Source organism: Streptomyces sp. NPDC053079, assembly GCF_044546695.1.
Lineage (GTDB): Bacteria > Actinomycetota > Actinomycetes > Streptomycetales > Streptomycetaceae > Streptomyces.
This window is the reverse complement of sequence record NZ_JBITZJ010000005.1, coordinates 24,080-43,798: the sequence shown is the minus strand read 5'-3', so window position 1 is coordinate 43,798 and position 19,719 is coordinate 24,080. Positions and strand designations below refer to the sequence as shown.

The 19,719-nt window shown below is 74.6% G+C and carries 12 protein-coding genes; 5 read left to right on the top strand and 7 right to left on the bottom strand.

Annotated features, from left to right (window positions below; genetic code table 11):
• Positions 1–435 precede the first annotated feature (435 nt).
• The 4 genes from ACIGXW_RS19130 to ACIGXW_RS19115 all read left to right on the top strand — a co-directional run bounded on the left by ACIGXW_RS19130 (position 436) and on the right by ACIGXW_RS19115 (position 7,446).
• Positions 436–3,630 carry an FtsK/SpoIIIE domain-containing protein gene (locus ACIGXW_RS19130; protein ID WP_399574629.1) on the top strand — a complete coding sequence of 1,065 codons (3,195 nt, stop codon included), beginning with the start codon at positions 436–438 and terminating at the stop codon, positions 3,628–3,630.
• A 157-nt stretch (positions 3,631–3,787) separates the two neighbouring features.
• Positions 3,788–5,197 (top strand): ABC transporter substrate-binding protein, encoded by a 1,410-nt coding sequence (locus ACIGXW_RS19125; RefSeq protein ID WP_399574098.1) that lies wholly within the window; start codon positions 3,788–3,790, stop codon positions 5,195–5,197.
• An 18-nt stretch (positions 5,198–5,215) separates the two neighbouring features.
• Complete coding sequence (locus ACIGXW_RS19120; protein WP_399574097.1) at positions 5,216–6,562, top strand: carbohydrate ABC transporter permease; 1,347 nt, start codon at positions 5,216–5,218, stop codon at positions 6,560–6,562.
• A complete protein-coding gene (locus ACIGXW_RS19115; protein WP_399574096.1) occupies positions 6,562–7,446 on the top strand; it encodes a carbohydrate ABC transporter permease in 885 nt (294 codons plus the stop codon). The genes ACIGXW_RS19120 and ACIGXW_RS19115 overlap by 1 nt, the downstream gene beginning before the upstream one ends.
• Positions 7,447–7,546: 100 nt before the next feature.
• Here ACIGXW_RS19115 and ACIGXW_RS19110 read toward each other — a convergent pair whose 3' ends face one another.
• Complete coding sequence (locus ACIGXW_RS19110; RefSeq protein ID WP_399574095.1) at positions 7,547–8,995, bottom strand: glycosyltransferase family 39 protein; 1,449 nt, start codon at positions 8,993–8,995, stop codon at positions 7,547–7,549.
• A 205-nt stretch (positions 8,996–9,200) separates the two neighbouring features.
• On the opposite strand from ACIGXW_RS19110, the gene ACIGXW_RS19105 reads away from it, so the two are divergent.
• The gene (locus ACIGXW_RS19105; protein ID WP_399574627.1) at positions 9,201–10,847 is read left to right on the top strand and encodes a glycosyltransferase family 2 protein; all 1,647 of its coding nucleotides are present in this window, start codon (positions 9,201–9,203) and stop codon (positions 10,845–10,847) included.
• A 101-nt stretch (positions 10,848–10,948) separates the two neighbouring features.
• Here ACIGXW_RS19105 and ACIGXW_RS19100 read toward each other — a convergent pair whose 3' ends face one another.
• The 6 genes from ACIGXW_RS19100 to ACIGXW_RS19075 form a co-directional block, all read right to left on the bottom strand.
• Entirely contained in the window at positions 10,949–12,103 is a 1,155-nt protein-coding gene (locus tag ACIGXW_RS19100) for a glycosyltransferase (RefSeq protein WP_399574093.1), read from the bottom strand.
• The gene (locus tag ACIGXW_RS19095; protein ID WP_399574092.1) at positions 12,100–14,928 is read right to left on the bottom strand and encodes a CDP-glycerol glycerophosphotransferase family protein; all 2,829 of its coding nucleotides are present in this window, start codon (positions 14,926–14,928) and stop codon (positions 12,100–12,102) included. Before ACIGXW_RS19095 ends, ACIGXW_RS19100 begins: the two co-directional genes overlap by 4 nt.
• An 8-nt stretch (positions 14,929–14,936) precedes the next feature.
• The gene (locus ACIGXW_RS19090) at positions 14,937–16,181 is read right to left on the bottom strand and encodes a glycosyltransferase family 87 protein (protein WP_399574091.1); all 1,245 of its coding nucleotides are present in this window, start codon (positions 16,179–16,181) and stop codon (positions 14,937–14,939) included.
• Positions 16,178–17,671, bottom strand: a complete 1,494-nt coding sequence (locus ACIGXW_RS19085; protein ID WP_399574090.1) for a hypothetical protein — start codon at positions 17,669–17,671, stop codon at positions 16,178–16,180. Before ACIGXW_RS19085 ends, ACIGXW_RS19090 begins: the two co-directional genes overlap by 4 nt.
• Before the next feature lie 15 nt (positions 17,672–17,686).
• Positions 17,687–18,523, bottom strand: coding sequence for a polyprenol monophosphomannose synthase (locus ACIGXW_RS19080; RefSeq protein WP_399574089.1), 837 nt, complete (start codon positions 18,521–18,523; stop codon positions 17,687–17,689).
• A gap of 81 nt (positions 18,524–18,604) precedes the next feature.
• Positions 18,605–19,684 carry a sugar phosphate nucleotidyltransferase gene (locus ACIGXW_RS19075; RefSeq protein WP_399574088.1) on the bottom strand — a complete coding sequence of 360 codons (1,080 nt, stop codon included), beginning with the start codon at positions 19,682–19,684 and terminating at the stop codon, positions 18,605–18,607.
• Positions 19,685–19,719 lie beyond the last annotated feature (35 nt).

The window sequence follows — 19,719 nt, the reverse complement described above, 5'->3', positions numbered from 1 at the left end:
TGGGGCCTTGCGATACCGCTTTCGCCTGCCGCCCACTGTAGTGCCGCAGCGCGGACCGCCGTTCTGGCGAATCCGGTGAGGCTCCAGGGAAAGACGCGGCCCACGGACGGATGGTTGCCGGGCGCGCCGGACTGTCGTAAATAACGGCAAGAAATGGGTCGAGACTGGACAACTCACAGAAGAATTCAGCCATCGCCCGACGGCGACCTGGAGCTTCCGCATACTCGGATGGTCTTTCAAGATCACGAATCGACTCTCGCCGGGCGAGTTGTCGGTGGCAGGTGCGAGGATGCTCGCAGCACGGATGCGCCGGGGAGGGAGCGGGAGACCCCCGCGTGACGTGGTGACCTGTACGTGCCGACGCGCCCGTGCCAGGTGGGGGAAGGCCGCCTGCCCCTGTCTTGCACCCGGGGCAGGAAGGGACCGTTGACGGCGATGCAGATCCGGCTGACCGTCCTCGGGCCGCTCAGCGGCCACACCACGTGCGCCTGCGATGTGCTCGTGACCGCCCCCTCGGGGACCGCGCTCGCCGCGGTGGCCAGCGGCCTCGCGGCCGCCGTGGCCGCGGCCGGCTCCGACCTCGGCAGCGGTGCCGTCGTCGTCCACGCGGGCGCCGAGCGGCTCGACGCGCAGCGCTGCGCGCTGGGCGAACCCCCGCTGATCGACGGCGCGGTGCTGTCCCTGGGCGCCCCCGCCGACCCCGAGCGGCACGCGGGCGTGCTTCCGTCCGGGATGCCGGACGCCGTCGCCAGCCTGCACGTCGTCTCGGGCCCGGACGCCGGCGGCGTCCATCTGCTGCACGGCGGCGAGGTGCGCGTGGGCCGCTCCAGTTCGGCGGACGTCCCGCTGGACGACCCCGACGTCTCGCGCCTGCACTGCGCCGTGACCCTCGCCGACGACGGCAGCGTCACCCTGCACGACCTGGGCTCGACGAACGGCACGACCCTGGAGGGCGAGAGCGTCGACGGCATGCCCGTCGCGCTGCCGCCGGGGGCGCTGGTGCGGGTCGGGGAGTCGACGCTGAGCCTGTACGGGACGAACGCCCCGGCACCGCTGCCGGCCGCCCCCGACGGCGAGGGACACCTGCGGGTGGGCCCGGCCGCCGCGGGCGCGGACCGCGGCCCGGCCGCCACGGCCGCCACCTCGAGCGCCACGGGCCTGGCCCGCTTCGGCGCCACGGCGGACCACGACCCGGCCCCCGTGGCCCCCGGCAGCACCTCCCACGCCGCCGGCTTCGCGCACCTCACCGACCCCTCGGCCGGCGACGGCATCGCCCGGGCGGCCGCTGCCGGCCCGGAGGCGCCGTCCACCGAGGGCAGGCGCCTGGGCCGCGGCATAGGGGCCTGGGCCCGCCGCCTGGCCGGCGGGCGCGGCGGCGACCGGCGCGGACCGGACGACGCCGTGGAGGGCCTCGTCCCCGGCGACGCCGTCGGCGGCGGGAGCGCCCTCACCACCGCCGCCGCGCTGCGCGAGCGCTGGCCGGACCCGGCCGCCGTCCTGCTGACCGCGCTCGGTCCCGGGCCCCGGCTGTGGGAGCGCGGCCCGGACCACCCGGACCTGCTCACCGTGCGGCTGGGCACGGCCGACCGCTACGGCCCCGACGGCAGCGGCCCGCTGCCGTCCGTGCCGGTGACGGTCTCCCTGCGCCAGGCCGGCGCGCTCGGCCTGGCCGGGCCCCGGGCCCGGCTGTCCGGGCTGGCCCGTTCCGTCCTCGCCCAGCTCGCCGCGCTGCACGCGCCCACCACGCTGGAGTACGTCCTGATCAGCGCGGACCGCTCGCGCCCGGTCGAGGAGCGGCTGGCGGAGTGGTCCTGGCTGGGCTGGCTGCCGCAGCTGCGCCCCGCGCACGGGCAGGACTGCCGGCTGCTGCTGGCCTACGACCGCGAGCAGGCCGAGGCCCGCACCGCCGAGCTCGTACGCCGCCTGGACGACGGCCCGCTGGGCCCGCACTGGACCACCGCCCCGCCCGAGGCCGTCGCCACGGCCGCCGCGGGCCACCGCGGGCCGTACACCGTCCTGATCGTGGACGGCGACCCCGGCTCGGCGGCGCTGCGCGAGACGGTCGCGCGGCTGGCCGTGGGCGGCCCGGCGGCGGGCGTCCATCTGCTGTGCCTGGCCGACGCCCCGGCCACCACCCCCGCCTCGCCCGTCTCCGCCACGCTCGCGACGGCCGAGGCGGCCTCCCCCGCCTTCCCGCACTGCGGCACGGTGGCGCTGCTGAGCGGCGACGTGGCCACGGTGGTCCAGGTCATCCACCGCACCCCCGCACCCGTACCGTCCGCCGGCGGGCCCGGCCAGGCCCCCCGGCCGATGGCCGCCGCCCCGGTCGGCGCCGCGGTCATCGGCGCCCTGGACGCGGTGTCCGGCGCCTGGGCCGAGCGGTTCGCCCGGGCGCTGGCCCCGCTGCGCAAGGCCGACGGCGCCGGCGACCCGCACGCCTCCCGCATCGCCGCGGCGCTGCCGCGCACGGCCCGGCTGCTGGACGAGCTGGGCCTCGCCCGCGCCACGCCCGCCTCGCTCACCGCCCGCTGGGCGGCCGCCACGGACCGGGGCGCACGGCCCGGGGGGCGGGCCGTCGCGGTGCTGGGCGCCGGTCCGCACGGGCCGCTCACGGTCGACCTGGCGGCGGACGGGCCGCATCTGCTGGTCGAGGGCGGCCCCGGCAGCGGCAAGACCGAGCTGCTGCGCTCGCTGGCCGCCTCGCTGGCGGCCGCCGACCGGCCGGACCGGCTCTCCCTCGTCCTGGTCGACGGCGCCGCCGCCGAGCGCGGCGAGGGCCTGCGGGTCTGCACGGACCTGCCGCACGTGTCGACCTATCTCGCCGCCGCCGACCCGGTGCGGATGCGGGAGTTCGCCCAGGCGCTCAGCTCGGAGCTCAAGCGCCGCGCCGAGCTGCTGGGCACCCTCGACTTCACCGGCTGGCACGACCGGAATCCGGTGCCGGCGCCCGCACCGGCCGTCGTCGCGCCCCGGCGGCCGTCGGACCCGGTCTCCGGCGACCTGGAGCCGGCCCCCAGCGGCACCCTCAAGCTCCGCACGCAGCGCGAGGCCCCGACGCGCACGGCCGACACGGCCCTGCCCCGCCTGGTCGTGCTCGTCGACGACTTCGACGCCCTCGTCGCGCCCGCGCTCGGCAGCACCGGCCGCCCGGCGGCCGGTTCGGTCGTCCGGGCGCTGGAGGCCGTCGCCCGGGACGGCGAGCGGCTCGGGGTGCACCTGATCGCCGCGTCGGGCCGCCCGGAGCGCACGGCGGACACGGCGGCGGTCGAGCGCGCGGGGCTGCGCGCGACGCTGGAGATCGCGCCCCCCATGCCCGACGCCCCCGCCGGGGCGGGCCCGGACGGCGGCTCGGGCGCGGGCGAACCCGCCCCGGGGCGCGGGAGGTTGCAGCGTCCGGACGACGCGGCGGCCACCCCCTTCCAGGCCGGGCGCGTGACCGGCCGCATTCCCCGCACGGCGACACAGCGCCCGACCGTGGTGCCGCTGGACTGGCAGCGCACGGGCGACCCGCCCACCCGCCGCCCGCTGCGCGAGCTGGGCAACGGCCCCACCGACCTGGCCCTCCTGGCCAGCGCCCTGCAGCGCGCCGCCCAGTCCGCGGGGGCACAGGCGGCTCCTCCGTTGCTGTAGCAGCGTCACAGCCCGGTCACGATAGGAGAGTTGACACCGGAGACGGTATTGCGGCGGGTCGTCACCGGGCGTAGGACTGTCGCACGGGAGTGCGGCCATACGCCGGGGCGACGTGCGGCAGGGCCGGCTACGGGGACCGGGCACGGGAGGTACGGCCATGCGCACGGCGACACGTACATCACTGGGCATGACCCGCGCGGCACGCGCGGCGCGCGGAACCATCGCACTGGCCGTGGCGGGGGCCCTGGCCCTGGCCGCCGCGGCGTGCGGCGGCGACGGCAAGGGCGACGGCGGCAAACAGCCGTCCTCGCCGGTGCCGGGCAAGTCCGACCTCATCTCCCATACGGTCCAACTCCCCAAGCTGGGAGGGCAGAAGCTCAAGGTGACCGCCGTCTGGACGGGCGCCGAGCAGAAGAGCTTCACCAAGGTCCTGGACGAGTTCGCCAAGCGCACCGGCGCCGAGGTCTCCTTCGTGCCCAGCGGCGACGACATGTCCTCCTTCGTCGGCTCGAAGGTGGCGGGCGGCGACCCGCCGGACGTGGCGATGCTGCAACAACCCGGCGTCCTGCGCGAATTCGCGCAGAAGGGCTGGCTCAAGCCGCTCGGCGGCGAGGCCACCGGACAGCTGGACAAGAACTTCGCCAAGGGCTGGCGGGACCTCGGCGCGTACGAGGGCAAGCAGTACGGCGTGTACTTCAAGGCGACCAACAAGTCCCTCGTCTGGTACAACACCAAGATCTTCAAGGCGGCGGGCGCCAAGGAGCCCAGGACCTGGCAGGAGTTCCTGGGCGCCGCCCAGGCCATCGCCGACTTCGGCGTCTCCCCCGTCTCGGTCGGCGGGGCGGACGGCTGGACCCTCACCGACTGGTTCGAGAACGTCTACCTCTCCCAGGCGGGCCGGGAGAAGTACGACCAGCTCGCCCAGCACAAGATCAAGTGGACGGATCCCTCCGTCAAGGAGGCGCTGACCACCCTCGGCCAGCTCTTCGGCAAGAAGGAGCTGCTGACGGGCGGCAACGACGGCGCGCTGCAGACCGCGTTCCCCGCCTCCGTCACGCAGACCTTCGCCGACGGCGAGAAGGCGAAGGCCGCCATGGTCTTCGAGGGCGACTTCGCCGCGGCCAACATCACCGGCGCCAAGGCGAAGATCGGCACGGACGCCAAGGTCTTCCCCTTCCCGGCGGTGGGCGGCCGCTCGCCGGTGGTGACGGGCGGCGACGTGGGCGTGGCGCTCAAGGACGGCCAGGCCGCGCAGGCCCTGCTGACGTTCCTGGCCTCCTCCGACGCCGCCCGGATCTGGGCGAGGGAGGGCGGCTTCGTCTCGGCCAACAAGAACCTCGACCTCGCCGCCTACCCCGACGACGTGCTGCGCTCCATCGCCAAGGCACTCGTCGCGGCCGGGGACGACTTCCGCTTCGACATGTCCGACCAGGCCCCCGCGTCCTTCGGCGGCAAACCCGGCCAGGGCGAGTGGAAACACCTGCAGGACTTCCTCCGCAACCCCCAGGACGTGGAGGGCACCCAGCAGCGGCTGGAGTCCGACGCGGCCAAGGCGTTCAAGAGCTGACGGGACGGGGCCGGCACCGTGACCACCGCGACGACCGCTCCCCCACCGCCCGCCGCACCGGCCGGGAAACCACGCAAGAGCGTGCTGGGCACCCGCCCCTGGGTGGCCGCCTGCTTCCTGCTGCCCGCGCTGGCGCTGCTCGGCGCCCTCGTCGTCTACCCCATCGGCTACTCCGTCTACCGCAGCCTCTTCGACGCCTCGGGCGACGGCTTCGTCGGCGTCGACAACTACCACGAGGTCTTCACCGACGAGCGCATCCGCACGGCCCTGAAGAACAACATCATCTGGGTCGTCGTCGCCCCCACCGTCGCCACCGCCCTCGGCCTGATCTTCGCCGTGCTGACCGAACGCGTCCGCTGGGGCACCACGTTCAAGCTGGTCGTCTTCATGCCGATGGCCATCTCGATGCTCGCCGCGGGCATCATCTTCCGGCTGGTGTACGAACAGAACCCGGACCGCGGCGTCGCCAACGCGGTGTGGGTGGGCGTCCACGACACCTTCGCCGCCCCCGCGCCCTACCCGGGCGCCCGCCCCCGCCCGACCGGGGACCTGGCGGCGAGCGGCGGCGGCGCGTACACCACGAAGACGGCGGCGCGGGCCGGCACGGCCGTCGCCCTGCCCCTGGTCGCCGTGAAACCGGAGGACGTGGGCGGCGCGAAGGAGGCGATCCCCGCGCGGGACGTGGCCGGGAAGGTCACCGGCACGGTGTGGATGGACTTCACCCGCGGCGGCGGGGGAACCGCCGGAAAGATCGACGCGGGCGAGCGGGCGCTGGCGGGCGTCACGGTGGAGGCGGTGAAGGACGGCAGGACGGTCGCCTCGGCCACGACGGCCTCCGACGGGACCTTCTCCCTGCCCCGCTCCGCGGACGGCGCCCGGCTGCGCCTGCCCGCCGCCAACTTCGCCGCGGCCTACAACGGCGTCGACTGGCTGGGCCCCTCCCTCGTGACACCGGCCATCATCGGCGCGTACATCTGGATGTGGGCGGGCTTCGCGATGGTCCTCATCGCGGCGGGCCTGGCGAGCGTGCCGCGGGAACTGCTGGAGGCGGCACGGGTCGACGGCGCCAACGAATGGCAGGTCTTCCGACGAGTCACGGTGCCGCTGCTGGCGCCGGTCCTCGCGGTCGTCGTCGTCACCCTCATGATCAACGTGCTGAAGATCTTCGACCTCGTCTACATCATCGCCCCCGGCTCCAGCCTCGACAACGCCAACGTCCTCGCCCTCCAGCTCTACCAGTCGTCCTTCGGCACCGACGTCAACCAGGGCGTGGGAAGCGCCATCGCCGTCTTCCTGCTGCTGCTTGTCACCCCCGTGGTGATCGTGAACATCCGCCGGATCCGCAAGGAGAGGGAGGGCCGGTGATGGCCGCCACCACGAACACGGTCGTACGGGCCGAACGGTCGCTGCCGGCCCGCGTCGCCGCCCGCCTCGGCGGGGGCGCGACGCGCGTCTTCCTCATCCTGGTCGCGCTGTTCTGGCTGATGCCCACGGTGGGACTGCTGCTGTCGTCGCTGCGCGACAAGTCCGACATCGCGGCCTCGGGCTGGTGGCAGGTCTTCAGCCACCCCGCCCAGCTGACGACGCAGAGCTACCGCGACCTCTTCGCCAACGACACCGTCATGCACTCCCTCCTGACCACCGCGCTGATCACCGTCCCGGCGACGGTCCTGGTGATCCTCATCGGCGCCCTCGCCGGGTACGCCTTCGCCTGGCTGGACTTCCCCGGCCGGGACTGGTGGTTCATGGTCGTCGTGGCCCTGCTGGTGGTCCCGGTACAGGTGGCCCTGATCCCCGTGGCCAAGCTCTTCAACACGCTGGGCATCTTCGAGTCCACGGTGGGCGTCGTCCTCTTCCACACCGCCTTCGGGCTGCCCTTCGCGGTGTTCCTGCTGCGCAACTTCTTCGCGGAGATCCCGCGCGAGCTCCTGGAGGCGGCGCGCCTGGACGGGGCGGGCGAGCTACGGCTGTTCACCCGCGTCGTGCTGCCGCTAGGCGGGCCGGCCATCGCCTCGCTCGGCATCTTCCAGTTCCTGTGGGTGTGGAACGACATGCTGATCGCCCTGATCTTCGCGGACAGCGGCAATCCGCCGATCACGGTCGCCCTGCAGCAGCAGGTCCGCCAGTTCGGCGACAACGTGGACATCCTCGCGTCGGGCGCCTTCCTCTCGATGATCGTGCCGCTGGCGGTCTTCTTCGCGTTCCAGCGCCAGTTCGTGAGCGGAGTGATGGCAGGCGCGGTGAAGTGACGAGGGGCTCCGCCCCGGACCCCGGTCCTCAATCGCCGGACGGGCTTGTCCTCGAGCCAGTCCGGCGCCTGAGGACACCACACATCCCCGTCCGGCGCCTTCAGCGCCGTACGTACGACGACACCGCCCCACCCCGCACGTACACGGCCGACTCCTCCCGGTACAGCGCCTCCAGCACCCGTACCTTCGCCATCTCCCCCCGCTGCGCCCGGAACCACCCCGTCCCGACTGTGGTCGCGTCCGCCACCACCCACACCCGCTGCCGCGCGGGCAGCCCCCGCAGTCGGCTCTCCAGCTCCCCCGCCCCCACCTCCTCCCCGAAGAGCGTGCCCGACGCGGCCGGCGACCGCCGGAGCGTGAGGTCGCGCAGCCCGCCGAACTCCCGCGGATACGCCAGGGCCGTACGGCGCTCATGCAGGGGCAGGAACAGCACCGCGTCGCCCGGCCGCGCCACCCGCCCGACGACCGCGGCGACCCGGGCGAGTTCGTCCCCCCGGGAGGCCGGCAGCCGTTCCCGTTCGTGGAAGGGCAGCTGCGCGACGAAGGCCGCCGCGACCGCGCCGGCTCCGGCGGCCGTCACCACCCGCCGCCACGGCAACGGCCCCAGGAGCCGCTCGGCTCCGGCCGCGGCGAGCAGCGGCACGCCCGCCAGGCTGAACAGCAGATAGCGGTCGAGGAAGAGCGGCTGCCGCTGGGAGGCGAGGTAGAGCAGGAGCGGCGGGACGAGGGCCAGCGGCAGGGCGACCGCGTTCAGCCGCAGCGGCCCGGTGCGGGGCAGCGGCGCGAGCAGGGCGACGGCCGCCAGGGCCACGGTGACGGTCAGCACGGCCTCGTCAGGGCCCGCGAAGGCGTAGAGGAGTGCCTTGAGCTGCTCGTACCCGGGCGTGCGGATCCACGAGACCTGCTCGCTCTGGCGCCGGGAGACCACCACCAGCGGTGCGAGCACCGCACCCACCGCGGCCGCCGCGCACCCCCAGCGGCGCAGGATGCGCCACGGCACCCGGGAGACGGCCAGCGTCACGGCGTGCGCGGCGAGCAGCAGGACCGCGAACTCGTGCAGCAGCGCCGTCACCGCGACCACCGCCCCGTAGGCCACCCAGCGGCCGCGGGGCGCGCTGTCCTCGGCTGCCCGTATCAGCAGCCAGGTGGCCAGCGCGGCGCCCGCCGCGACCAGGGCGTACGAGCGGCCCTCCTGGGCGTAGTGGCTGACGAACGGGGTCACCGCGTACAGCAGCCCGGCCCACAGGCCGACGCGCGGCCGGGCCAGTCGGCTGCCGATCGCGGCGACCAGGGCCGCGGTGGCGGCCGCCGCCACGACGGACGGCAGCCGCAGCACCGTCTCGTCGGCCCGCAGGGCCAGGACGGGGTGCATCAGGACGTAGTACAGGCCGTGCACGGCGTCGATGCTGCCGAGCAGATGCCCGATCTCCGGCAGAGAGCGGCGCGCCACCTGGAAGGTGGCCCCTTCGTCCCGCCACATCGTGCCCCGGTCCAGCCCCCACAGGCCCAGCACCAGCATGGCGCAAGCGGGCACGGCGGATACCAGCACGGCCGTCGCCCGCCCGGCGGACGTTCGCAGTGGCGTCTGTGGTGCCCGTGACGTCTGTGATGCCTGTAGCGCCTGTAGTGCCTGTGATGCCCGGCCCATCCCCGCCCCTTCCCCTCCCCGATCCCCGCCCCGCCCCGCCGTCCCCGCACGGGTGAAGAATGATCTGGTTTGTCGTACTAATTGGGTAAAGCTGAGTTCTGTGACAGTGAACGGGAGCGGAACCTCTGCCGCCGCGCAGGTCAGCGTGGTCGTCATCGGCTATGACGACGCCGCGCACATCGGGCATGCCGTCCGCTCCGCCCTCGGACAGGGCCCCGTCGTCGCCGAGGTCATCGCCGTGAACGACGCCTCCACGGACCGCACCGGCACGGTCCTCGACCGGCTGGCCGAGCGGGAACCCCGCCTGCGCGTCATCCACCGCACCGTCAACAGCGGCGGCTGCGGCACCCCCCGCAACGACGGCGTACGGGCCGCCACCGCCCCGTATGTGATGTTCCTGGACAGCGACGACGTGCTCCCCCAGGGCGCGGCGACCGCGCTCCTGAGGGCCGCGCTGCGGCATGACGTCCCCGTCGCGGCGGGCCTGTGCGTACGCCGTGAACTCCCCCGGCGCCGCGACACCCCCTGGCAGCACGCCCTCTACCGGCACCCCGCCGTCCACGCCTCCCCCGAGGCGCACCCCGCGCTGCTGCACGACACCCTGTGCGTCAACAAGCTCTACGCGCGTGCCTTCCTGACGGGGCACGGCATCGCCTTCCCCGAAGGCGCCTTCCCCTATGAGGACTTCGTCTTCACCGCCCGGGTCCTCGCGGCCGGGCCGCGCGTGGCGACCGTCCCGGACCCCGTCTACATCTGGCACGTGCGACGGGACGCCGCCAGGCCGTCGATCTCCCTCGACCGCGGCCGGGTCGCCAACTGGCAGGCCCGCGTCCTCGCCCACCAGCGCGGCGTGGAGGTCTTCCTCGACGCGGGCAGCAAGCCGCTCGCCCACGCGGCACGCGTGAAGTTCCTCGACCACGACCTGCGCATGTACGTCCGTGAACTGCCCGGCCACGGCCCCGCCCACCGGCGCGCCTGGTGGCGCGTGGCCCGGGCCGCTCTGGCCGCCTACGACGAGGCCGACCTGTGCGCCGCCCGCGCCCCGGCCCGCTGGATCGCCCGGGTCGTCCTGGCCTCCGCCGTCCCGCGCGACCTGGACCGCCTGGCCCAGCTCGCCGCCCGGCCCGCCCGGCTCCTGCCGCCGTATGCCGAGGCGGCGGGCCGGCCCGTCTGGGCACGCGACCTGCCCCAGGTGCCACTCGACGGTCTCACCGGGCCGGGCGCGAAGCCGGCCCGCCGGCTGCCGGTCACCGTCGACGCGACGCTGCGCACGGGGCGCGGCCCCCGCGCCGAGCTGCACCTGCGCGTCCACGACCTCTACGGCCGCCTGGCGGCGGCCCGGCCGCACACCGTCGACGTCGAACTGCGGCTGCGGGACGGGGGCACGGCCGTGGAGCGCGCCGTGCCGCTGGCCGCGGACGGCGCCGCCTGGACCGCGGGCGTCGGCTTCGGCCTCGGCACGCTGGCCGCGCTCGGCGGCCGCCGCCGCGCTCCGCAGGCGTGGGACGTGCGCGTGCGGATCCGGTGCGCGCACGGGGGCACGCTGCACACGGCCGTACGGGCGGTGCCCGCCGACGGCGCCACCGGCCTGCGGCCGGCCGTCCTGCCCAGCGCGCGCTACGGCGTGCTGCTGGTGCGGCCCTGCGCGACCGGGAGCGGGTCGCTCGCGCTGCGGCTGGCGCCCGGGGTGCGGTGCGCGCTCGGCATCGCACTGCGGAGGCTGCGCCGGCTGGGGCGCGGGCTTCTCCCCTGACCCGCCGCTTCCCCCAGCCGGGGCTCCGCCCCAAACCGCGCTCCACACACACCGGACGAGCCGAGTGATCGCCCGGACCGGCTGACGTCTCGCCCGCGCCATCAGCGGTCCACCTCCTCGAACAGCGCCTCCCACCGGTCCAGCACCGCCGGCAGGGCCAGCGGTGCGACATGCTCCCGCGCCGCCCGTCCGTAGCGGTCGCGCAGCTCGTCGTCGGCCATCAGCTCCGCCAGCGCGGCCCCGAACGCCGCCGTGTCGCCGTGCGGCACGAGGGTGCCCGTGCGGCCGTGCTCGACCAGTTCGCGCACGCCGCCCGACAGGTCGAAGCTCACGCAGGGCACTCCGCAGGCGGAGGCCTCCGCGAGGGCCATCGGGCGCCCCTCGCGCTCGCTGGTGAGGGCCACCAGCGACAGGTCCCGGTAGGCGGCGGCCATGTCGCGGACGCCGCCCCGGAAATGGACCCGGTCGCCGATGCCCAGGCGTGCCGCCCGGTCCCGCAGCTCCTGCTCGAGGGGACCCTCGCCCAGGAAGTGCAGCTCCCAGCCGGGGTGGTCGGGGCAGGCGGCGGCGAAGGCGTCGACGAGCCGGTCAAGGCGTTTGACCGGGTCGAGCCGCCCGACCGCGCCGACCCGCCGGGTCCGCAGGGGCGCGGCCTCGAGGGGGGTGAAGGGCAGGGGGTTGGGCATGACGGCGACGTTCGGCAGCCGCCTGCGGCGGAACTCCGCTGCGTCCTGCTCGCTGAGGAACACCGCCTTCTCCAGCGCCGGGTAGTACCGCAGGATCAGCCGGAGGTTGACGGAGTGGAGGGCCTGCAGGAACGACTCGTGGTACTGGCCGATCGCCCTGAGGTGCGGCGGCCACTCGACGGAGTCCAGCCACACCGCCGCCCAGGGCGAGCCGACGATCACCAGGCCCTCGGCGCCCTCGGGCACCGCGGCGAACCTCCGGACCAGCCGGCCGCGGGCGCGGCCGCGGGCCGCCCGCTCGCCGCGCGCCCGGCGCAGCCGGGCCGGACTCAGCCGCTCGGCCAGGGAGGCGGCCTGCCAGGCGGGCGGGGCGGGGGCGTCGTAGAGGGTGGTACGCCGGTACGCCGGGTCGGTGCGGTAGGTGTGGGGCTCCGGGCTGGGCCGGATGCCGATCAGCTCGGTGTGGTGGCCGCGCTCGGCGAAGCCCTGGGCGAGGGTGTGCAGCACGCGCTGGGAGCCGCCCATGGAGTCGACGTCGATGCCGACCAGGAACAGATGCCGTCGCTTCACCGGTCGCTCCCCTCGAAGAACAGGTCGACCACGGCCTTGCTCGACCGTCCGCTCTCATAGGGGTTGAACCTCGTCTGGAAGCGCGCGTAGGCCCCGGCCCACCGCTCGCTCAGCTCCGCCGGGTCCCTGAGCGCGGCGGCCAGTTCGCCCGTCGTGGCGAGCAGCGGTCCGGGCGCGATGTCGGCCAGGTCGTAGTACGTTCCGCGCGAGACGGAGCGGTAGTCGTCATAGTCGTCGGTGTAGAGCAGGATGGGGCGGCCGAGGTTGGCGTAGTCGAACATCACCGACGAGTAGTCCGTGAGCAGCGCGTCCGAGGCGAGCATCAGGTCGTTGAGGTCGGTGAACTCCCGGCCGTCGCGCAGCGCGTGGCCCAGCTCGCGCGGGACGGTGAACCGTTCGTAGTAGTGCGGCCGGACCACGATCGTCCATTCCTCGCCCGTGGCCCGCACCAGCTCTGCCAGGTCCACCCGGACGGACTCGCCGCTGCCGCGCGCGCCGTCGCGGAAGGTGGGGGCGTAGAGCAGGACCTTCCGTCCGTCGGGGATCTGCAGCTGTTCGCGGACCGCGGTCGCGCGGTCGCGCTGTTCGGGGTCGTTCCACCGGACGAGGACGTCGTTGCGGGGCAGGCCGGTGCGCAGCAGCTCGCCGGTGTAGGCGTTGGCGCGCACGAAGGTCCGCTCGAACTCCTCGCTGGGGGCGATGAGGGCGTCCCAGCGGGCGACCATCTCATGGTGCAGTCGCTGCCGTTCGGCGCCGGCGAGCCGCAGTTCGGGGGTGTCGAAGCCCATGTGCTTGAGCGCCTGGCCGTGCCAGGTCTGCAGATAGCGCGTGCCCGGCCGCTTGGTGAAGAGCACCGGGAAGCCGTGCGAGTCGACCCAGTAGCGGGCCCGGGCGACCGTGCGGACGTACTCCCAGCTGCCGCGTCGGACGAGTTCGACGCCCTCGGGGTAGGAGGAGCGGCTGCCGGAGTACGACCAGACAGCGCGCAGGGGGAGCCGGCGGCGTCGCAGTTCCTCGTGGATGTAGCGGGGGCTGTCGGCGTAGCCGCGGCCCTCCAGGGCCTCGAAGACGACCAGGGTGTCGTCGATGGGGAGCTTCTGCAGCTCGTGGTAGGTCAGGGCCTTGGCCCGGGGCCCGGTGACGCGGCGGGTCAATCGGTTCAGGCGGCGGCGTACGGGCTTCAGGCCGGGGGCGACGGTCTCGGCGCGCCCGAGGACGCCCGCACGCTCCCAGGTGAGTTCGAGCCGTCCCACCCCGTGTCCCTCGCAGGCGACGCGCACGGTGTGCAGTCCGGTCCGCGCCCGCAGGGCGGGCAGTGCGGCGGGGGCCAGCAGCGGGTCGCCGCGGGTGAGCCCCAGCCGGTTCAGCAGGATCAGCGGGTGGCGCCGCCCCCGGAACCCCTTGGGGCCGATGGGCACCCGGCGCAGGTCCAGTTCGACCTCGGCCGTGTGCACCCGTCCGGCCGGGCCGTCCTGGGCGGGGGCGTAGCGGAACGGCACGGTCAGCGGCTGGGCGGTGGTGGCGACGCGCAGTTCCGCGGAGACGGGCACGGTGCCCCCGAGCAGGCGCGCGGGGTCGTATGTGCGCAGCGAGATGCGCAGGGTCGGCCCCTCCGGGTCGAGCCGCGTCACCTCGTGCCGCAGGGGGACGGTGGCGAAGGGCTGGTTGTCCAGCCGCCATGTGCTGATGTCCAGTGCGGCGGCGGCCCGTTCGTCCTCGGGGAGGGTGCTCCCCCAGTAGGTCCGTCCGGCAGCGTCCCGCACGGCGTGGCGGGGGGCGAGCAGGGGCCGGTCCAGGGTGCGGGCGCACTCGGCGGCCTCGTCGAGGCGGCCCGCGCGCAGCAGGTACTGGCAGATCTGTTGTTCGCGCGGCACCGCGGTGAAGGCCTCCGCGGCGATGCCGTCGAGGTAGGGGGTGACCGCGGCGGCGAACGCCTCGGTCCAGGCGGAATCGCGGAAGGGCAGGTCGCCGAGGTGGAGGCGGAGGTCGTGGCCGAGGAACTTGGCGTCCTTCGCCGGCCGGAGGTCGGCGTTGCCGCTCTCCTGGAGGAAGGCGTCGACGAGCCGGGCCACGGTGACGCGGTCCGCCACGTTCTGGATCTTGTGGCGGCTGGAGGAGATGGAGGGGCCGGCGGCCGGGTCGCCGGCGAGCCGCCAGGTGTAGACGGGCCACGGGACGACGGCGAAGGTGCGCGCGAGGGTGAGGGCCCGGGCGCTGAAGAGCTGGTCCTCGTAGTGCACGTCCTCAGGGAAGCGCAGGCGGTGGCGGGCGATGAAGTCGGCGCGGTAGAGCTTGTTGGTGGAGAGGTGGTCCAGGAAGTACTCGGGTGCGGTGCGGATGCCGTGGACGAGGCGGGCGTCCCGGAAGAGCTCCGGGTACCACAGGCCGGTCGTGCCGCTCTCCTCGAAGAGCCGGGTGACCTCGCCGGTGACGAAGTCTGCGCCGCTCTCTTCGGCGGCCAGCAGCAGTGACTTGCAGGAGTGGTAGGGCAGTTCGTCGTCGCTGTCGAGGAACATCACGTACGGGGCGCGGGCGGCGTCGATGCCGGCGTTGCGCGGCGCGCCGCAGCCGCCGCTGTTGGCCGGCAGCCGAAGGCAGCGCACGCGGGGGTCGGCGGCGGCCAGCTCCCGGGCGGCACTGGGGGTCGCGTCGGTCGAGCAGTCGTCGACGATGATCACTTCAAGGCGGCGCAGTGACTGGCCGAGGACCGAGCGGACGGCACGCGGCAGGCGCTCGGCGTCGTTGTAGACGATCACGACGACGCTGACGTCGACGTCCGTGCGGGCGTCGGCGACGGCGGCGTCGGCAGCGGTAGCGGCGGACATGCCTCACCTCATTTCGGGTCCACGCGGGACGCGCGATCACTACACAGAGAGTAACCGTCGTCACTGACGGTGACAACCCTGTCCCTCCCCCACGGCCCCCACCGCCCCCGCCAGGCCGTCAGCGCCAGCACCGCGGCCAGCCCCCCGAACATCACGACGTCCCGGAACGCGTGCCGTTGCGCGGTGTCCAGCCCCGGCCACGGCACCCCCGCCAACTGGGGCACCAGCGGCATCCAGAACCACACCGACCGCACCGCCGCGCCCCGCTCCACCACCGAGGCGGCCAGCGAAGGGACCACGACCAGCGCATAGTTCAGGAACGACGGGCGCGAGACCACGAACGCCGCCAGCATCAGCAGCGACGCGCACTCCACCAGCCGCAGCCCCTCCTCGCCCCCGCCGCGCCACCGCATCCGCGCGAACGCCAGCACCGCCACCCCCACCAGCGCCGCCAGCGCGAACGCCAGCAGGTGCGGCACCCCCAGCCGGGGCAGGACGGACGGCCACGACGCGTCGTACGGGCGGGCGTAGGCGTCCTGGCCGTGCAGCAGGAACGGCAGCGTCCGGGTGAAGAACAGCCCCGGCCGGGGCATGGCCGACGCCGCCGCCAGGGAGATGCCGGCCGGCAGGGCCACCGCCCAGCCCAGCGCCCGCCACCGCCGGGCGAGGACGAACAGCAGCAGCAGCGGCACCAGCATCGGCTTCAGGGCGATCGCCGCCCCCACCACCGCCCCCGCCGCGGACCACCGCCCGCGCCGGGCCAGCAGCAGCGCCGCCGGGAAGGCGACCGCGGAGGCCGCCGTCCAGTTGCCCAGGATGACCAGGCTGTGGAACGGCAGGAAGAGCGCGATCCCGACCGCCACCGCCGCCGCCAGCCGGCTGTCCGCCCGGACGTCGAAGATCCGTAGCGCCAGCACCGCGCCCGCCGCCACCAGCACACCGGTGACCACGGGAACGGCGTAGAACAGCACCCGTCCGGAGAACACCGTCTGCGGCACGGCCGCGAACACCGCCCCCGGCAGGTACAGGAACCGCTTGTCCGCGTACGGCGAACCGCCCTCCAACAGCGCGCGGGCCGCCCGCACCACGACCGCGTTGTCGATCCCCGTGCGGTCCTTGGCGTACGCCCGGATCGAACTGAGCACGAACAGCAGCACCGCCGCGGTCAGCACCGGCCGCGGGGCGCGGCCGCGCAGCCATCCGGCGACGTCGGGGAAGCCGGCGCGGGGCACCGGGTCTACGGCTGCGGTCACGGTCGCACGACCTCCAGCAGGTCGAGCCTGCCCGGCCCCCGGGCCGCCTTCCTGAGCGCGGGGTCGTCCGGCGCCAGCCCCGCGCCGCCTCTCTTCTGCAGCACCCATCGCACGCCGTACTCCTTGAGGATGCCGAGCCGTTCGGCCCGGGAGGTGACAGGGGCGAAGTAGCGACGCGTCGCGTCCCGGCGCCGCCTCTCGTCGGGAAGGAACAGATCGGGGTAGGCGGGGGCGACCGTGTAGGGGCCGTAGGCGGGCAGTGAGCGCAGGGCGTAGTAGTCGTTCGTCATCACGGTGGCCCCCTTGGGCACGTGGGCCGCCGCCCAGCCGAAGCCCGGCCACAGGCCGATGGTGGGCGCCTCGCGCAGCACGGGCGGAACGGCGTCCTTGCGCAGGACGTAGCCCAGCACCCCGGCCTGCGTCCACGCCCCCGCCAGCAGGGCCGCCGCCGTCACCGCCGGCAGCAGGCGGCGCGGCCCGCCGCTCCCGGCCCCGGCGACCTCGAGGGCGACGGCGAGCTGGGCGGGCAGCAGCAGCGCCGGCAGGACGCGCCCCCAGGCGTAGTGCCCGCTCAGCCAGCCGGCGGCGAAGACCACGGCCCCGAGCGCGAAGAACAGGGCGAGCGGATCGCGGTGGTCGCGCCGCCAGCGCACGGCCAGCGCCGGCACGCCCACCGCCGCCACCAGGCAGAACCTCGGCAGCAGATCGCTGTAGAGGGGCTGGTGGACCGCGTCCAGCCCGCCCCCGCCCAGCAGGGCGAGGACCGGGTAGTACGGCCAGCACGGCAGCAGCGCCGCCGCCGGCAGGCCCCCCGCCCCCACCCGTAGCCACAGCTCGCGGTCCGGCCGGGGCCGCGCCCCGAGCAGCAGCGCCGCCACGCCCAGCACCGCGACGGCACCCGTGAACTGATGACTCAGCAGCACCACCGCCAGCAGCGCCCCCAGCGCCAGGAACCCCGGCACCCCCCACCGCTCCCGCAGCCCCTGGCGCAGCAGCGCCCACAGATGGAAGGCGAGGCCCAGAGCGAAGGTGCTCGGATAGGCCAGGGTCAGGCACAGCGAGCTCAGCCCGGGCAACCCGCTCCAGGCGAAGACGCGCACTCCGTACAGCAGCAGGACGCACAGCAGCGCGAGCGGGACGGCCGCCCGTCGGCGGGTGAACGTACGGACGAAGGCGGCGATGCCCGTGCCGAGCAGGACGAGGCCGGCGAGGCCCGCCAGCCGCAGCACCCCGAAGGTGCCCCAGCCGCTCACCGTCGCGACCAGGCCCAGCGCGACCGTCCACGGCGAGTAGTAGGCGCTGGCGGTGTCGGCGTCCACCAGGGGGTTGCCCGGGTGGAACAGGTCGCTGCGCAGCCGCTCCAGCACCGCGCCGTGCATCCCCAGGTCGCCGGACCAGGGCAGCCGGACCACCATGAGCAGCAGCAGGACCGCCAGCAGCAGGACCGCGACGGCGGCCGTCCGCCGCGGGAGGTGCGCCCTGAAGGCCATGGCCGCCTTCACCGGTCAGCGGGTGTGCTTGCCGGCGCCGGCCGCCGCGCGGAGGGTCTTGGAGCGCAGCCGCCAGGGCATGGCCACGGATTCGAGCTGGACGGCCAGGTTCATCTTGGACTCGCCCGCAGTGCGGTCCTCGAAGTGGATCGGCACTTCCATGACGGTGAAACCGGCCCGCAGGGCGCGGTATTTGGTCTCGACCTGGAAGCTGTAGCCGGCGCTGTCGACGCCGGCGAGCTCGATGGCGCGCAGCGCGTTCGCGCTCCACAGGTTGAAGCCGCTGGTGATGTCGCGCACGCGGGTGCCGAGGATGCCGCTGGCGTAGGCGTTGGCCCAGCGGGAGAGCAGCTTGCGGTGGGTCTTCCAGGCGTCGGAGAGCGTGCCGCCGGGGACATAGCGGCTGCCGACGACGACGTCCGCGCCGGTGGCCAGGGCGACGCCGAGCATCTCGGCGATCTTGTCGGCGGGGTGGCTGCCGTCGGCGTCCATCTGCAGCACGTAGGCGGCGCCTTCGGCCACGGCCCGTTCCATGCCGGCGGCGTAGGCGCGGCCGAGTCCGTCCTTGGCCGTGCGGTGCAGGACGCCCATGCGGACGCGGCCGGTCTCGTCGCGCCGTTCGGCCTCGTTGTACTTGTCGGCGAGCTGCTCGGCGACGGTGCCGGTGCCGTCGGGGCTGTTGTCGTCGACGACCAGCAGCCGCAGTCCTTCCAGGGGGAGGGCCATGAGGGCCTCCGTGATGGTGGGCAGGTTCTGTGCCTCGTTGTACGTGGGCATCACGACCGTCAGCGGCGTGCGGGCCCACTCGGCGGGCAGGGGTGGCGGGGCGGCGGGGGTGCGCGGAGAACTCATGGGCTGGTCCTTGTGAGGGAACGTGTGGGGGGAGAGTTCAAACGGCTGTTCAAAACGGCTGTTCAAAAATGGGGGTGGCGGTCACACGGCGGAGAAGCGGATGGCGGCGTCGGGGATGGCGGTGCCGCACCAGATGCGCGCGCCCTCGCGCAGTTCGTTGTCCGCGCCGATCTCGGAGTGGTCGCCGATCACCGCGCCGTCGAGCACGGTCCGGGGGCCCACCCGGGCGCCGGTGCCGACCATGGAGGCCCGTACCCGCGCCCCCGCCTCGACGCGGGCACCGTCCAGCACGACCGACCCCTCGATCTCGGCGTCCGCCGCGACGTGCGCGCCGGTGCCGACGACCGTGCCGCCGGTCAGCCTGGCCCCGCTCTCGACGTGGGCGCCGGGCAGCACGAGGTACTCGCCGGGCTCCCCGGGGACGGCCGGTGAGCGGACGATGCCGCGGACGAGGTCGGCGGAGGCCTGGACGAAGGAAGCCGGGCGGCCCAGGTCCAGCCAGTACGAGGAGTCGACCACGCCGTGCAGCAGCGCGCGACCGGCCAGCAGGGCGGGGAAGGTCTCCCGCTCGACGGAGACGGGCCGGCCGGTGGGGATGGTGTCGATGATCTCGCGGCGGAAGACGTAGCAGCCGGCGTTGATCTGATCGGTGACGATCTCCTCGGGCCGGCGCGGCTTCTCGGTGAAGGCCAGGACGCGGCCGTCGGCGTCGGTGGGGACGAGGCCGAAGGCGCGCGGGTCGGCGACGCGCGTCAGGTGCAGGGTGACGTCGGCCTGCGCCCGTTCGTGGCGCAGGAGCAGGTCCCGGATGTCGAGGCCGGTGAGGATGTCGCCGTTGAAGACGAGCACCGGCTCACCCGGCCGGGCGGTCAGAGCAGCGGCGGCGTGACGGATCGCCCCGCCCGTGCCGAGGGGCTCGTCCTCGTGGACGTACGTGAGCCGGATCCCGTGGGCGGAGCCGTCGCCGAAGTAGGGCTCGAAGACCTCGGCGAGGTAGGAGGTGGCCAGGACGACGTGCTGGACGCCGGCGGCTCTGGCGCGGGCCAGCTGGTGCGCGAGGAAGGGCACTCCGGCGGCCGGAACCATCGGTTTGGGCGTATGGATGGTGAGCGGCTGGAGCCGCGTGCCCTTGCCTCCGACGAGCAGTACCGCCTCTGTCATGCCAGATCCTCGCCCACTGTGGTCACCCTGTCGCA

Excerpts from the sequence above, each read along its gene's own strand:
- ACIGXW_RS19130 (WP_399574629.1), top strand. The coding sequence starts at position 436 with ATGCAGATCCGGCTGACCGTCCTCGGGCCGCTCAGCGGCCACACCACG.
- ACIGXW_RS19125 (WP_399574098.1), top strand. The coding sequence starts at position 3,788 with ATGCGCACGGCGACACGTACATCACTGGGCATGACCCGCGCGGCACGC.
- ACIGXW_RS19115 (WP_399574096.1), top strand. The coding sequence starts at position 6,562 with ATGGCCGCCACCACGAACACGGTCGTACGGGCCGAACGGTCGCTGCCG.
- ACIGXW_RS19095 (WP_399574092.1), bottom strand. The coding sequence starts at position 14,928 with ATGTCCGCCGCTACCGCTGCCGACGCCGCCGTCGCCGACGCCCGCACG.
- ACIGXW_RS19085 (WP_399574090.1), bottom strand. The coding sequence starts at position 17,671 with ATGGCCTTCAGGGCGCACCTCCCGCGGCGGACGGCCGCCGTCGCGGTC.
- ACIGXW_RS19080 (WP_399574089.1), bottom strand. The coding sequence starts at position 18,523 with ATGAGTTCTCCGCGCACCCCCGCCGCCCCGCCACCCCTGCCCGCCGAG.
- ACIGXW_RS19075 (WP_399574088.1), bottom strand. The coding sequence starts at position 19,684 with ATGACAGAGGCGGTACTGCTCGTCGGAGGCAAGGGCACGCGGCTCCAG.